The organism is Mesorhizobium sp. M0816 (genome assembly GCF_040320005.1).
Classification (GTDB): Bacteria; Pseudomonadota; Alphaproteobacteria; order Rhizobiales; family Rhizobiaceae; genus Mesorhizobium.
Window position 1 is genome coordinate 185,421 of record NZ_JAMYOT010000008.1, and the last position, 12,942, is coordinate 198,362.

At 61.4% G+C, this 12,942-nt stretch carries 20 protein-coding genes, 1 other RNA gene and 1 pseudogene; 10 read left to right on the top strand and 12 right to left on the bottom strand.

Going from position 1 to position 12,942, the window contains the following annotated elements; genetic code table 11:
• Positions 1-10 precede the first annotated feature (10 nt).
• Positions 11-652: a TetR family transcriptional regulator gene (locus NKI17_RS14880; RefSeq protein WP_352569579.1), complete on the bottom strand. Its 642-nt coding sequence runs from the start codon at positions 650-652 to the stop codon at positions 11-13.
• A gap of 141 nt (positions 653-793) precedes the next feature.
• On the opposite strand from NKI17_RS14880, the gene NKI17_RS14885 reads away from it, so the two are divergent.
• Positions 794-1,273, top strand: a complete 480-nt coding sequence (locus NKI17_RS14885; RefSeq protein WP_352569578.1) for an anthrone oxygenase family protein — start codon at positions 794-796, stop codon at positions 1,271-1,273.
• A 26-nt stretch (positions 1,274-1,299) separates the two neighbouring features.
• Here the strand turns inward: NKI17_RS14885 and NKI17_RS14890 are convergent, their stop codons facing one another.
• The 3 genes from NKI17_RS14890 to NKI17_RS14900 all read right to left on the bottom strand — a co-directional run bounded on the left by NKI17_RS14890 (position 1,300) and on the right by NKI17_RS14900 (position 2,919).
• On the bottom strand, positions 1,300-1,611 hold the full coding sequence (locus NKI17_RS14890; protein ID WP_352569577.1) for an Rdx family protein: 312 nt from the start codon (positions 1,609-1,611) through the stop codon (positions 1,300-1,302).
• On the bottom strand, positions 1,608-2,357 hold the full coding sequence (locus NKI17_RS14895) for a YebC/PmpR family DNA-binding transcriptional regulator (RefSeq protein ID WP_352540320.1): 750 nt from the start codon (positions 2,355-2,357) through the stop codon (positions 1,608-1,610). The genes NKI17_RS14890 and NKI17_RS14895 overlap by 4 nt, the downstream gene beginning before the upstream one ends.
• A gap of 238 nt (positions 2,358-2,595) precedes the next feature.
• Positions 2,596-2,919: an ArsR/SmtB family transcription factor gene (locus NKI17_RS14900; RefSeq protein ID WP_352569576.1), complete on the bottom strand. Its 324-nt coding sequence runs from the start codon at positions 2,917-2,919 to the stop codon at positions 2,596-2,598.
• Positions 2,920-2,970: 51 nt separating this feature from the next.
• Here NKI17_RS14900 and NKI17_RS14905 point away from each other — a divergent pair, with 51 nt between their 5' ends.
• The 3 genes from NKI17_RS14905 to NKI17_RS14915 are packed head-to-tail and all read left to right on the top strand — an operon-like array spanning position 2,971 to position 4,330.
• A complete protein-coding gene (locus NKI17_RS14905) occupies positions 2,971-3,453 on the top strand; it encodes an SRPBCC domain-containing protein (RefSeq protein ID WP_352569575.1) in 483 nt (160 codons plus the stop codon).
• Between the two features lie 16 nt (positions 3,454-3,469).
• Positions 3,470-3,832: a VOC family protein gene (locus NKI17_RS14910; RefSeq protein ID WP_352454915.1), complete on the top strand. Its 363-nt coding sequence runs from the start codon at positions 3,470-3,472 to the stop codon at positions 3,830-3,832.
• Positions 3,833-3,862: 30 nt separating this feature from the next.
• Positions 3,863-4,330, top strand: coding sequence for an SRPBCC family protein (locus NKI17_RS14915; protein ID WP_352569574.1), 468 nt, complete (start codon positions 3,863-3,865; stop codon positions 4,328-4,330).
• Positions 4,331-4,372: 42 nt separating this feature from the next.
• Here NKI17_RS14915 and NKI17_RS14920 read toward each other — a convergent pair whose 3' ends face one another.
• The 7 genes from NKI17_RS14920 to ssrS form a co-directional block, all read right to left on the bottom strand.
• The gene (locus NKI17_RS14920; protein WP_352450852.1) at positions 4,373-4,660 is read right to left on the bottom strand and encodes a BrnA antitoxin family protein; all 288 of its coding nucleotides are present in this window, start codon (positions 4,658-4,660) and stop codon (positions 4,373-4,375) included.
• Positions 4,641-4,928: a BrnT family toxin gene (locus NKI17_RS14925; protein ID WP_352569573.1), complete on the bottom strand. Its 288-nt coding sequence runs from the start codon at positions 4,926-4,928 to the stop codon at positions 4,641-4,643. The genes NKI17_RS14920 and NKI17_RS14925 overlap by 20 nt, the downstream gene beginning before the upstream one ends.
• Positions 4,929-4,981: 53 nt before the next feature.
• Positions 4,982-5,749 (bottom strand): TerC family protein, encoded by a 768-nt coding sequence (locus NKI17_RS14930; RefSeq protein WP_352569572.1) that lies wholly within the window; start codon positions 5,747-5,749, stop codon positions 4,982-4,984.
• A 70-nt stretch (positions 5,750-5,819) separates the two neighbouring features.
• Positions 5,820-6,644 (bottom strand): TIGR00282 family metallophosphoesterase, encoded by an 825-nt coding sequence (locus NKI17_RS14935; protein WP_023678036.1) that lies wholly within the window; start codon positions 6,642-6,644, stop codon positions 5,820-5,822.
• Between the two features lie 54 nt (positions 6,645-6,698).
• The gene (locus NKI17_RS14940) at positions 6,699-7,220 is read right to left on the bottom strand and encodes a DUF3592 domain-containing protein (protein WP_352569571.1); all 522 of its coding nucleotides are present in this window, start codon (positions 7,218-7,220) and stop codon (positions 6,699-6,701) included.
• A gap of 78 nt (positions 7,221-7,298) precedes the next feature.
• Positions 7,299-7,883: a 5-formyltetrahydrofolate cyclo-ligase gene (locus tag NKI17_RS14945; protein WP_352569569.1), complete on the bottom strand. Its 585-nt coding sequence runs from the start codon at positions 7,881-7,883 to the stop codon at positions 7,299-7,301.
• A gap of 141 nt (positions 7,884-8,024) precedes the next feature.
• Positions 8,025-8,180, bottom strand: a non-coding RNA gene (gene ssrS / locus NKI17_RS14950) — 6S RNA.
• A gap of 175 nt (positions 8,181-8,355) precedes the next feature.
• On the opposite strand from ssrS, the gene NKI17_RS14955 reads away from it, so the two are divergent.
• The 6 genes and pseudogenes from NKI17_RS14955 (at position 8,356) to msrB (ending at position 12,582) form a co-directional block, all read left to right on the top strand.
• The gene (locus NKI17_RS14955; protein WP_352569568.1) at positions 8,356-9,195 is read left to right on the top strand and encodes an AAA family ATPase; all 840 of its coding nucleotides are present in this window, start codon (positions 8,356-8,358) and stop codon (positions 9,193-9,195) included.
• 117 nt (positions 9,196-9,312) lie between these two features.
• Positions 9,313-9,759, top strand: coding sequence for a GNAT family N-acetyltransferase (locus NKI17_RS14960; protein WP_023678039.1), 447 nt, complete (start codon positions 9,313-9,315; stop codon positions 9,757-9,759).
• A gap of 33 nt (positions 9,760-9,792) precedes the next feature.
• Positions 9,793-10,053, top strand: coding sequence for a type II toxin-antitoxin system HicB family antitoxin (locus NKI17_RS14965; protein ID WP_352906238.1), 261 nt, complete (start codon positions 9,793-9,795; stop codon positions 10,051-10,053).
• Between the two features lie 3 nt (positions 10,054-10,056).
• Positions 10,057-11,246, top strand: a pseudogene (locus NKI17_RS14970) (vWA domain-containing protein).
• On the top strand, positions 11,247-12,068 hold the full coding sequence (locus tag NKI17_RS14975; protein ID WP_352906239.1) for an MBL fold metallo-hydrolase: 822 nt from the start codon (positions 11,247-11,249) through the stop codon (positions 12,066-12,068).
• Between the two features lie 109 nt (positions 12,069-12,177).
• A complete protein-coding gene (gene msrB / locus NKI17_RS14980; RefSeq protein ID WP_027152870.1) occupies positions 12,178-12,582 on the top strand; it encodes a peptide-methionine (R)-S-oxide reductase MsrB in 405 nt (134 codons plus the stop codon).
• A gap of 3 nt (positions 12,583-12,585) precedes the next feature.
• Here the strand turns inward: msrB and NKI17_RS14985 are convergent, their stop codons facing one another.
• Positions 12,586-12,900 carry a hypothetical protein gene (locus NKI17_RS14985; protein ID WP_352832947.1) on the bottom strand — a complete coding sequence of 105 codons (315 nt, stop codon included), beginning with the start codon at positions 12,898-12,900 and terminating at the stop codon, positions 12,586-12,588.
• Between the last annotated feature and the right edge of the window lie 42 nt (positions 12,901-12,942).

Genomic DNA, 12,942 nt, shown 5'->3' on the forward strand with positions numbered 1-12,942 from the left:
AAATACGGCCCTATTCGCCGACCAGCTCGCGCAGCGCCATCCGCTTGTAGGCGGCAACCAGCCTGTCGCCCTCTTGCCGCCCGACCGAGATCGCCAGCCGCATTGCGGCCTCGCCCATCTGCCAGATGAGAAACGCCGTCGTTTCCAGCGCTTCCGGATCGGCGGATGGCCGCAGCCGTTTCAGCACGGCTGTAAGGAATTCGGCGTTGGCCCGGCTATCGGCAAGCTCGAGTTCGCGTAGCGCCTTGTCGGCCTGCGTGCCCGACCAGATGTCGCGCATCACCGGCTCCGCCAGGAACATTCCGTAGTAGATATTCACCAGTTCCGAAAATGCCCGACGCAGGCCGTCGGCGTCATTGACCTCGGCTAGCGCTGCCGCAATGCAGGCCTGGCTTTCGGCGGTGTAGCGTTCGGCCAGCGCCCAGATGATCGCCCTCTTGTCGGGGAAGAACTGGTAGACCGAGCCGATCGACACGCCGGCCCTCTCGGCCACCTCGCCCATGCGCATGGCGTCGCTGCCTTGCTCGGCGATCAGCGCCGAGGCGGCGGCCAGCATGCGCTCGACCCGCTCGCGGCTGCGCTGCTGGCTCGGCGCCCGGCGCGGCGATGCGATCTGCTCGTTGCGGGAACCCGGTGCAGCGGTGCCTTCCATGACTGTCTCCAGACGAACAATCAACAAATTGCCTTGACTCGCAAAATACGAGGGTTTATCACGTTTTGCAAACATGAGGATTATTCACATTTGTGGACGTGCCAATCAAATTGCTCGAACCCCGAAACCGGAGGAACTGATATGATCATGAAACTGCTTCCCACCCTCACCTTCGTCGCTGCCATTGGCTCAGGCGTTGTCGGCGGCGTTTTCTTCGCCTTCTCCAACTTTATCATGCCGGCGCTCGCCCGCTTGCCTGCCGGAGGCGGCATCGCCGCCATGAATTCGATCAACATCACCGTGATTACGCCGGCATTCATGACCGCGCTTTTCGGCACCGGACTGGTCTGCCTTGTCCTTGCCGCCGGCGCTCTTATCGGCTGGAGCCAACCGGGTGCATTCTGGCTCCTCGCCGGCGCCCTGATCTATCTCGTCGGCAACCCGATCGTGACGATGATGTTCAACGTGCCGCTCAACAACGCCCTGGCCGCCGTCGATCCGGCAAGCGCCAACGGCGCCGCCGTGTGGGCCACCTATCTCAAGGACTGGGTGATGTGGAACCATGTCCGCACCATCACCGCCATCCTGGCGCTGGGCTGCTTCATCTTCGCATGGCGGTGAATGCAGGATGGAAGCGTAAAAGGCCTTCAGGCAGGGTCTTTTGGCTTATGGCCCTTGCGATCGGCATGGCCGAGATCGCGATCCGGATCGATGACGTCGCGAACCAGCTGCTTGAGCTTTGCGGCGTCGGGAAAACCGCCGTCACGCTTGCGGTCCCAGACCAGCGTGTCATTGCAGGAAATGGTGAAGATGCCACCGGTGCCGGGCACCAGCGTCACTTCGCCCAGATCGGTGCCGAAGGTCGACAGCAGCTCCTGCGCCATCCAGCCGGCCCTGAGCAGCCACTGGCACTGGGTGCAATAGGTGATGCGGACTGTGGGCAGCGCCTGTTGGATCATGCCGCGCTGAGCTTCGCCAAGGTCTCCTCGTCGACCTCGAAATTGGCGTAGACGCTCTGCACGTCGTCGTCGTCCTCGAGCGTCGCAACCAGCTTCATCAGCGATTGTGCCCGCTCCTCGTCGACCGCGATATTGGTCTGCGGCTTCCAGATCGGCTTCACCGATTCAGCCTCGCCGAGCGCGCCTTCCAGCGCCTTCGACACTTCGCCGAGATTCTCGAAGGCGCAATAGATCGTGTGGCCGTCCTCGTCCGACTGGACATCGTCGGCGCCGGCCTCGATCGCCGCGTCCATCACCTTCTCGGCGCTGCCGGCCGATGCCGGATAGTAGATCTCGCCGACGCGGTCCCACATGAACGATACCGAGCCGGTCTCGCCCATCGCCCCGCCGGCCTTGGTGAAGGCGGCGCGCACATTCGACGCCGAGCGGTTGCGGTTATCGGTTAGCGCCTCGACGATCAGCGCGACGCCGCCTGGCCCGTAACCCTCGTAGCGCACGGCTTCGTAGGTCTCGGCATCGCCCATCGACGCCTTGTTGATGGCGCGCTGGATATTGTCCTTCGGCATCGACACCGCCTTGGCGTTCTGCACCGCAAGGCGCAGGCGCGGGTTCATCGATGGATCGGGCGTGCCGCTCTTGGCGGCGACGGTGATTTCGCGCGCCAGCTTGGAAAACATTTTAGACCGCACCGCATCCTGGCGGCCCTTGCGGTGCATGATGTTCTTGAACTGTGAATGGCCAGCCATGGCACCCCTGTCGTCTTCTCGGCTAGAGCATCTGCCGCCTGGTGAACCACCCGGCATCTTGCAAAAATGCTCGAATTCAAAATTTCAGAACGTCCTGCTGCGTCCCTGACGGACGGACGGCGCTCGCTGTCGGAATGGCCGGCTTATAGATAAATCGGCTCAATTCGTCCAGCCGCGCCATTGCTGCCGGCACGCAAGGCTTTCAAGATCCGAAAATCGGCAGGCTTCGGCAAACCTTTCATCCCTTAAGATCGGATTTCAGCCGGTCGAGGATGCTGATCGCGTGCGTGGCATATTGACTGATCCAGCGGTCGTGGATGTGCTTGATCGGCAGCGCGTTGAGATGGTTCCAGCGTTCGCGCCCCTCGCGCCGCGCCACGACCAGGTCGGCCTCCTCCAGCACCTTCAGGTGCAGCATGACCGTGCAGCGGTCCATGTCGGGGAAGGCATCGCACAACATGCCGGTGGTCTGCGGCGCATCCTTCAGCCGGTCCAGCAACGCACGCCGGCGCGGATGCGCCAGCGCCTTGAAAACATTGTCGTCTCGCGATTGGCTTGACATGTTATATTTCTATAACATATCCTTGAGCCATTCAAGGAAGGAGCTGTGGATATGTCTCTTGGATTCAGGGTTTCTGGCCGCATCGGCAAACCCGTCGCCGAAGTCTTCGATGCGGTCGTCAATCCGAAGAAACTCAGCGGCTACTTCACCACGATCGGCGGCGCCAGCGCACTGCTGGTGGCGGGCGCCACCGTCATCTGGTGGGGCAAGGTTCCCGTCGAGGTAGAGGAGGTGGCCAAGGACAGCCGCATCGTGCTGCGCTGGGATGCCACCGACGCCGACGGCAAGCCAGCCTACAAGACCCGCATCGAGATGAATTTCGAGCCGCTCGACGATGGCGGCACCTTCGTCACCATCGCCGAAACCGGCTGGCACGAGAACGCGGTCGGCCTGAAGAAATCCTACCTCAATTGCGAGGGCTGGTCGCAGATGCTGGCCTGCATGAAGGCCTATGTCGAATACGGCATCAATCTGCGCGACGGCTATTACCGCAGCGAGATGAAGGGCGAGCCGGCTAACGAGAACAACATCTGAGAGCAATGGAGTAAGAATGACCGCGAAGATCACCGGCGGCATCAACATCGCCATGAAAGTCCCGCCGCATCAATACCAGGCGACGATCGCCTTCTATCGCGACGTCATCGGCCTGAAGCCATTCACGGCCAAGCCGCCGGCCGTCGGCTTCGAACTCGGCCCCAATCGCCTGTGGATCGACGAAGCGCCGACGCTTAGCCAGGCCGAGATCTGGCTGGAACTGTTCACCGATGATTTTCCAGGCGCTGCGGACCATCTCGCCAAGGCCGGCGTCGTGCGCTGCGATGCCATTGAGGCACTGGGTGAAGGCTTTCGCGGCGGCTGGATCACCAATCCGGCCAACATCATTCACCTCGTGCGCGAACCCGATGCCTGGTGAACAGGGCGGCGCCGTGGAAAGGAGGACGCTATGAAAATCCGTGAAACACCGACCGCCGAAGCCGGCATGCTGATAAGGCGGCCGGTCGCCGACGTATTCGAAGCCTTCGTCGATCCGGCGATCACGACGAAATTCTGGTTCACCCATGGCAGCGACAGGTTGGACAGCGGCAAGGAAATCAGTTGGGAATGGCGCATGTATGGCGTCTCGACGACGGTCAATGTCAGTGAGATCGTCGATAACAAGAAGATCGTCATGCAATGGAGCGATCCGCCGACCACCGTAGTGTGGACTTTCGCCGAGATGCCGGGCGGCACGACCTTTGTCGAGGTCCGCAATTCCGGCTTTGTCGGCAGCCCCGATGAGCAGGTCAAGCAGGCGATCGGCTCGACCGGCGGTTTTGCGCTGGTGCTCGCCGGCGCCAAGGCGTGGCTGGAGCAAGGCGTGATGCTCGGCCTGATCGGCGACCGCCACCCGAAGGACGTTCCAGCAAATTAAGTAACGGCGAGCCAAGATCGGCTGGCAACAGACCGCGAATGCTCAGGAACGCCGCTTTTCCTGCTCTAGCACATGACGGCGGAGCACGCGGTTGATCTCCGTTTGATAGCCACCGCCTTCGACATGCTCCTTGAACCAGGACAGCACATCAGCGTCAAGCCGAATGGTCACCGGCTGCTTTAGTGGCCGGTAGAGGTGCCCTCGGCGAGCATGAACCCAATTCTCGGCCGAAGTTTCCGGAATGTCGGACGTGTCAATTTCGCTGTCAGGCAAATCTGCCAAATTGGCGAGCTGGTTGCGCTGATCTTGGCTAAGTTCCTTCCTGCTCATAGCGCCTCCTTTCATGCGGCGTTGCTTTCCGGGCACCGACAATCCGAATTCGTTCCTCATCTTCGAGATCGGGATAAGTGTGAACAACGAGCAGTACCACCAGCCCTTGGATCATCCCGATCGCATGCCACCTTTGCTCGCCATCTTCAAACCGGTCAGGCACAATCAGGTGAAGCGGATCCTTGAAGACATCTTCGGCGAGATCGAACGCAACACCATGCTTGGCACGGTTGCGCTTGGCCTTCTCGGGATCCCATTCAAATCGCAATATGGCGGCACCGTTATTTACAAAATTGTACGCACAATTCTGTAAGAGTCAAGTCAATGCCCGCCCCCGCCCTTTGCCTTCTTCCGCCGCCGAGCCAGCATGTTGAGCCCTTCGACCAAGGCCGAAAAACCCATGGCGGCGTAGATGTAGCCTTTCGGCACGTGGTAACCCATGCCGTCGGCGATCAGCGTCATGCCGATCATCAGCAGGAAGCCGAGCGCCAGCATGACGATGCTGGGGTTCCTGGCGATGAAATCGGCCAGCGGCCCGGCCGCCAGCATCATCACGCTCACCGCCACGATCACCGCGATGTACATGATCGCGATTTCGTCGGTCATGCCGACGGCGGTGATGATCGAGTCGATCGAGAAGACGAGGTCGAGCAGCAATATCTGGAAAATCGCGCCGGCCAGCGAAAGCTGCAGCGTCTCGCCCATCATGGTGTCCTGGTGATCATCGAGATCGACCGTGTGGTGGATCTCCTTGGTCGCCTTCCAGACGAGAAACAGGCCGCCGGCGATCAGGATCAGGTCGCGCCATGAAAACCCGTGGCCGAAGGCGGTGAATATCGGCGTCGTCAGTTGGACGATGATCGAGATGGTGGCCAGCAGGATCAGCCGCATCACCAGCGCGGCCGAGATGCCGAGCCGCCGGGCGCGGGCCCGCTGCGCTACCGGCAATTTGTTGGTCAGGATCGAGATGAAGATCAGATTGTCGATGCCGAGCACGACTTCCAGCACGATCAGCGTCAGCAGCGCGACCCATGCCGTCGGGTCGGAGACAAAGGCGAGATGCGGCGCCAGGAATTCGACTAGCTGCATGGAGGTCGTCCCCTCTACGATCTAGAGCAGTTTCGCCGGCAATTGGGTATTGCAAGCGTCTATATCAATGTCACGACCAGAAGGATGGAGCCGTTTCCTCCAGCCGCGGGCCGCGGCGAAACGGCGCGATCCGTTCGGTCAGGCCGCTACGGTCGGAAATGTCGACGCCGACGCCGCACAATGTCGCCGGTCCGGTCGACGCCTCGAAGCGGCCTTTCGGCACCTTGGACAAGAACCGGTTGAGCGGCTCCTCCTTGTCCATGCCGAGCGAGGAATCGTAATCGCCGCACATGCCGGCATCGGAAATATAACCGGTGCCGCCATTGAGGATCTGGTGATCGCCGGTCGGCTGATGCGTATGGGTGCCGACAACAAGGCTGGCACGGCCGTCGACGAAATGAGCGAAGCACATTTTTTCCGAGGTCGCCTCGGCATGGAAATCGATGACGATCGCATCGGCCTGCTCGCCAAGCGGACAAGCGGCAAGTTCGCGCTCGCCGGCCTGGAACGGATCGTCGAGCTCGGGATGCATGAACACCCGGCCCATGATGTTGGCGACCAGCACGCGCGCGCCGTTCCTGGCGATGTAGACGCCTGAGCCGCGCCCCGGCGTACCCTTGGGGAAATTGGACGGACGCAGGAAGCGCTCTTCGCGCGGCGCGAAAATCAGCGCATCGCGCTGGTCCCAGACGTGGTTGCCGGTGGTGACGACATCGGCGCCGGCCGAGATCGTCTCACGAAAAATTTCCTCGGTGATGCCGAAGCCTCCGGCGGCGTTCTCGCCATTGACGATGACGAAGTCGAGCTTGAAATCCGAAATCAGGCCGGGCAGCTGTTCCCACACCGCCGTACGTCCTGTCTTGCCGACCATGTCGCCGAGAAAGAGAAGTCTCATGCGCACTTCTATCCAGAGCCATGGACGCTAGGCAAGCGGTACCCGCGATTGGTTCTAATGTCGGCCGAAAGTGGCGCGCTGCCGTTGCGGCTTTGCGCTCGCGCCCGCTGCGCGAACGGGCGATGGCGTCATAGGCGACGGCGGATTCCGTCCGCGTAGCCAGAAGAACCAGACGTAGAAGGCGATGAAACCGCCGGTGACGACAAGCAGCAACAGCCCGCCACGCCAGCCTTTCATTGCGGCGGTATCGAGGTTCGATGGATCGGCAGGGTCGTAGTACAATTCTACCTTGTCGCCCATGGACGCACTGTAAAGACCGATAATTTTTCCCTTTCCGGACCAGGTCATCGGCGCGTCGTTGACCACATAGGTGACGGCGACATCGATGCCATCCGTGGTGAGGCCGTTTTCCTGCGTTTCGGTGTAGGGATCGACATCCGTCACCGTGGCGACCGTCTGATGCCAGGCGGCTTTGTGATGCAGCGTGGTCCCGATGACGTGCAATCCCATCGCAAACAGCGCTACCGCGATCAGGGCGAACGGCATCAAGAGGAATCGCATAAAGACAAAAGCCATCGCGCCATCGACCCGGATTGTATTGCAGAAACACTATCCTGATATGTCTTGGAAACGCGTTAAGCGGATCGGAACATTTTAAGGGATACCGAACCGGCGCAACCCGCTCTCGGTGAGTATTTCCGGAATGATCACGTCATGCGGCTCGTCCGGCACCAGGGCCACCTCCTGGCAGTCGAAGGCAATGCCGATCAGCCGCGGCTGCTGCCCCTTGTCGGCCAGCCGCGCGATCGCCCGGTCGTAATAGCCGGCGCCGTAACCGATGCGGTGGCCGCGCGCATCGAAGGCGGCGAGCGGCACCAGCATGACCTGGGGGTCGAGTACCTCGGCTTCCTCATGCGGCCCGACGGTGCCGAAGCCCATGTCGATCATCGGCGCGCCACGCACCAGCTCGCGAAAGACGATGGTGGTCTTGTCCAGAATGGCCGGCAGGCAGAGCCTTGCCCCCTTCTCGCGCAAGGCAAACATCAGCGGCCGGACGTCGACTTCCGAGCGCATCGGCCAGAAGCCTGAGACGATCTGGCCCGGCTCGACCGTGATCCGGTCGCGCGCCGTCTCGGCCATTTCGAGTGCTGCCTCCACCCGCCAGAAAGGATCGAGCGCGTCGCGGCGCCCGAGGGCTTGGTTGCGGAGATTTTTTTTCAGGTCTTTTGGGGATGTCATGCGCCGACGCTAGAAAAGGTCAGATTTGAATGGAGTTTTACGAGCGACGTTTTGGAGGAGCGGGGCGAACTTTTCGTTCGTGAGAGCACCGCACAAAGCGGCGCGACGACAAGATCCGCCAGACATGGCCTTTTCGATAGGTGACGATCCACACAACCGGTGGAGAGAGCGATCCCGGGAACCTACAAAGTAGGTGGGCGCCGTATGAGAAAACCCACGGGTCTTCCCAGGGACAGCTCCCTAGGGATCATTAAGGCCCCGGGGAAAATGTTCTCCTGCCGGGAAGCGCAGACCGTCTCCGCCAATATAGGCAGACGGCAGACCAAGCGCCAGAGAGACGACATGTTTCGAGTCTTAAATCGACGCAGAACCGCTCGACGAGGTCGCGCCGGCAAGATCCCCGCTTTGCCAGCGGCGCCTTGCACAGCGAAGGCCGCGTCCTTAGGGTCGCGCGATGAACCCGGGAGCAAAAATGCGTTTCGAAGGCACGGCAGCCTATGTTGCCGACAAGGATCTGATGGTGGCGGTCAACGCGGCGATCGCGCTGGAGCGGCCGTTGCTGGTCAAGGGCGAGCCCGGTACCGGCAAGACCGAACTTGCCCGCCAGGTGGCGGCGGCGCTCGGCCTGGATCTGATCGAATGGCACGTCAAATCGACCACGCGGGCGCAGCAGGGCCTCTATGAATATGATGCCGTCTCGCGGCTGCGCGACAGCCAACTCGGCGACGAGCGCTTCAACGACATCCGCAATTACATCAAGCGCGGCAAGCTGTGGGACGCCTTTGCTGCCGGCAAGAAAGTCGTGCTTCTGATCGACGAGATCGACAAGGCCGATATCGAGTTCCCCAACGATCTGTTGCAGGAACTGGATCGGATGGAGTTCTTCGTCTACGAGACCGGCGAGACCATCCGTGCCACCGTCCGGCCGATCGTCATCATCACCTCCAACAACGAAAAAGAGCTGCCGGACGCCTTCCTGCGCCGCTGCTTCTTCCACTACATCCGCTTTCCCGACGTCGAGACGCTGCACAAAATCGTCGACGTGCACTATCCCGGCATCAAGCAGAACCTGGTGCGCGCCGCACTCACGCAATTCTATGAAATCCGTGACGTGCCGGGCCTCAAGAAGAAGCCGTCGACCTCCGAGGCACTCGACTGGATCCGCCTGCTGGTCGCCGACGACATCGCGCCCGAAGACCTGCGCGCCGACCCGAAGAACGCGCTGCCGAAACTGCACGGCGCCTTGCTGAAGAACGAACAGGACGTGCATCTGTTCGAGCGCCTGGCTTTCATGGCGAGACGGCAGGGGTGAGGGGCCGGTCGGCCGGAAGCCCACGAAGTCACCGGACAGCGCTTTCCCGGTGCTGGACCGTTGCCTCTAGCCGGGCACGGAGGCAGCTTCGGGTTGCCGAGTTCAGAGGGAAACGAAATGACCGAGATCACCGTCCGCCCATTGGCGCAATCCGACCATACCAACTGGCGGCGTCTGTGGACCGCCTACCTCACCTTTTACGAAACCAAGCTGCCGGAAGAGGTTTACGCCGTCACCTGGAAGCGGCTGTTCACGGCGGGCGAGTTCGAGCCGAAGGGTTTCATCGCCACCCTCGACGGCAAGGCCGTCGGCCTGACGCACTATCTCTACCATCGCTCCTGCTGGTCGCAGATAAACAACTGTTATCTGCAGGACCTGTTCGCCGACCCCGATGTGCGCGGCAAGGGCGTCGGCGCCGCCCTGATCGAAGCGGTCAAGCAGGAAGCCGGCAAGATCGGCGTCAAGAACGTCTACTGGATGACCCACGAGACCAACACCACCGCACGCAAGCTCTACGACCACGTGGCGCGCAGGACCGGCTTCATCGAATATGATCTGCTGTGATGAGAGCGGTTGAAATACCTGAGGACGAGCTGAATGATCTGCTATTTCGGAATTCTGGATAGCGCCAATGACGTCTGGGGAGTGCGGGTGCCCGATCTTCCCGGCTACCACGGCGGCGGCGCAAGCCCCGAGGAAGCAATCGCCGACGCGACGTCCGCCACGCGCGAATGGGTCGAAGCACGTATTGCAAAGCACTTACCCATGCCCAACCCAAGTACGGTAGTGGATTTGCTGCGATCCGGCGAAATCGACAGTTCCGGGGGTGAATCCGCCGTGATTGTGAGGCACAGATAGCAATTGTTCATCCCCTTCTTCCTCGAATTGAAGGCAGCGCGGGTTCCGGTCTCGCTTCGCGAATATCTGTCGCTGCTGGAGGGGCTGGAGGCCGGGCTGGTCGACTATGATGTCGAGGGCTTTTACTATCTCGCCCGCGCCGCTCTGGTGAAGGACGAGCGCCACATCGACCGCTTCGACCAGGTCTTTTCGCACATCTTCAAAGGTGTCGAGGCGCTGGTTGGCGAAAACCCGGTCGATGTCGCAAACATCCCGGAGGAATGGCTGCGGAGGCTCGCTGAAAAGCACCTCTCCGACGAGGAAAAAAACTTGTCGAGGCGCTGGGCGGCTTCGGAAAGCTGATGGAGACGCTGAAGAAGCGGTTGGAGGAGCAAAAGGGCCGGCATCAGGGCGGTTCGAAATGGATCGGCACCGGCGGCACCTCGCCCTTCGGCGCCTATGGCTACAATCCCGAAGGCGTGCGCATCGGCCAGCACGAGAGCCGCAACCGCCGCGCGGTAAAAGTCTGGGACAGGCGCGAGTTCAGGAATTTCGACGATGCCGTCGAACTCGGCACCCGCAACATCAAGGTCGCGCTGAAGCGCTTGCGCCGCTGGATGCGCGAAGGCGCCGAAGAGGAATTCGACCTGCCCGGCACCATCCACGCCACCGCCGAGCACGGTTATCTTGACGTTAAGACACAACCCGAACGTCGCAATGCCGTGAAGCTGCTGATGTTCTTCGATGTCGGCGGCTCGATGGACGACCATGTCAGGAGCGTCGAGGAGCTGTTTTCGGTCGCCCGCGCCGAGTTCCGCCAGCTCGAATATTTCTATTTCCACAACTGCCTCTACGAAGGCGTGTGGAAGGACAATCGCCGCCGCCATGCCGAGGTGATTCCGACCTTCGATCTCCTCCATAAATATGGCCCCGACTACAAGGTGATCGTCGTCGGCGACGCCTCGATGAGCCCCTATGAGATCGCCCAACCCGGCGGCTCGGTCGAGCATTGGAACAAGGAGGCCGGTGCCGTCTGGCTCGGCAGGCTGCTGCAGCAATGGCCGAACGCCATTTGGCTCAATCCGGAAGACGCGAAGAACTGGGGCTATACCCATTCGATTGCCATGATCCGCGATATCTTTGGCGGCCGCATGTTTCCGCTGACGCTCGCCGGCCTGGAAGCCGCGACGAAGCAACTTTCAAGGAAGCACTGAATGGATCCACGGAAAACAGGACGGTCGACCTGTTTCCTTTGCCTGCAGTGCGGTGTCCAGTTCGCGGCGACAGCGACGCCGCCGCGACATTGCCCGATCTGCGAGGACGAGCGGCAATATGTGCGCTGGGAGGGCCAGGCCTGGACCACGCCGGAAGAGCTCGCCGCCGGGCATCGGGTCGTGATCAAGGATGATGTCGGCGTGCTCGCCTTCGGCATCGAGCCGCGCTTCGCTATCGGCCAGCGCGCATTGCTGGCGCAAACGCCGCACGGCAATGTGCTGTGGGACTGCATCTCGATGGTCAGCGACGAGGCGGTGGCGGAGATCAACCGCCGGGGCGGCCTGGCCGCCATCGCCATTTCGCACTGCCATTATTATTCGGCAATGGTCGAATGGAGCGCGGCGTTTGGCGGCGTGCCGATTTATCTGCACGCCGATGATCGTCAGTGGATCATGCGGCCGCATCCGGCAATCATCAGTTGGGAAGGCGAGATGCGCGCCATAAACCCGTCGCTGACGCTCATCCGCTGCGGCGGCCACTTTGCCGGTGGCCAGGTGCTGCACTGGAAGCGCGACGGCGGCAATGCCATCCTGGCCGGCGACATCCTGCAGGTGACGCCGACCCGCCGTCATGTCAGCTTCATGTACAGCTATCCGAACTATATCCCGCTCAACGCGACGAAGGTGCACGGCATCAAGGCCGCGCTGGAGCCTTTCGCGTTCGACCATATCTACGGCGCATGGTGGAACCAGAACGTCATCGGAGATGCAAAGGCGGCATTTTCAGCATCGGTTGCGCGCTATCTCGCGGCCATCGCCTGAGGAATTCTTTGCAACGGGATAGGAAATACGGGCAAACGCCGTAACAAATGCCTATTTCAGGCGAAGTTGGGAAGGCAACCCAAATAGCGAGATAAGCTAAGAGGAAAAAATGGACAGCCACACCTACCCCGTTACCCGCACCGATGCCGAATGGCGCGCCCGGCTGACGCCCGAGCAATATGCGGTGATGCGCAACCACGGCACCGAGCGGCCGGGAAGCTGCGCCCTGCTGCACGAGAAGCGCGCCGGCACCTTCTCCTGCGTCGGCTGCGACCAGCCCTTGTTTGAATCCAAGCTGAAATTCGAGAGCGGCACCGGTTGGCCGAGCTTCAACGATCCCGTGCCGGGCTCGGTCGAGACCACCGTCGACCGCAGCTACGGCATGGTCCGTACCGAGTGCCATTGCGCCCGCTGCGGCAGCCATCTCGGCCATGTCTTCGAGGACGGCCCGCCGCCGACCGGCCTGCGCTATTGCATCAACGGCGTGGCGCTCAAATTCGAGCCGGCCGCCTGATCGTCAGGCCACGACCACCAGGATCAGCCACAACGTGGCGCCAAGCGTCATCAGCGAGGCCATGACGCCACTCGATTTTCCGGCAGTTCGCCAAACGGCAAAGGTCAGGAAGATATTGTAGGGCACCGGCGCGAAATGCACCGCCAGGACGAGCGCAAGCGGCAGCTTCAGCCCGAGCAGAATGAGTGCCGCCACCGACGACGCGACGTTGATCGCTGTGCCGACAACGACCAGGTCGCGCCAGAACAGCCGATCGAGCGGCACGCCGCCGAACCAGCGTGAGCGGAAGAAGGCGGCAACGCCCGACATGATCGTCATCGATCGACCGGCTCCCTCGCTCTGCTCACCAGAGCAACCCTT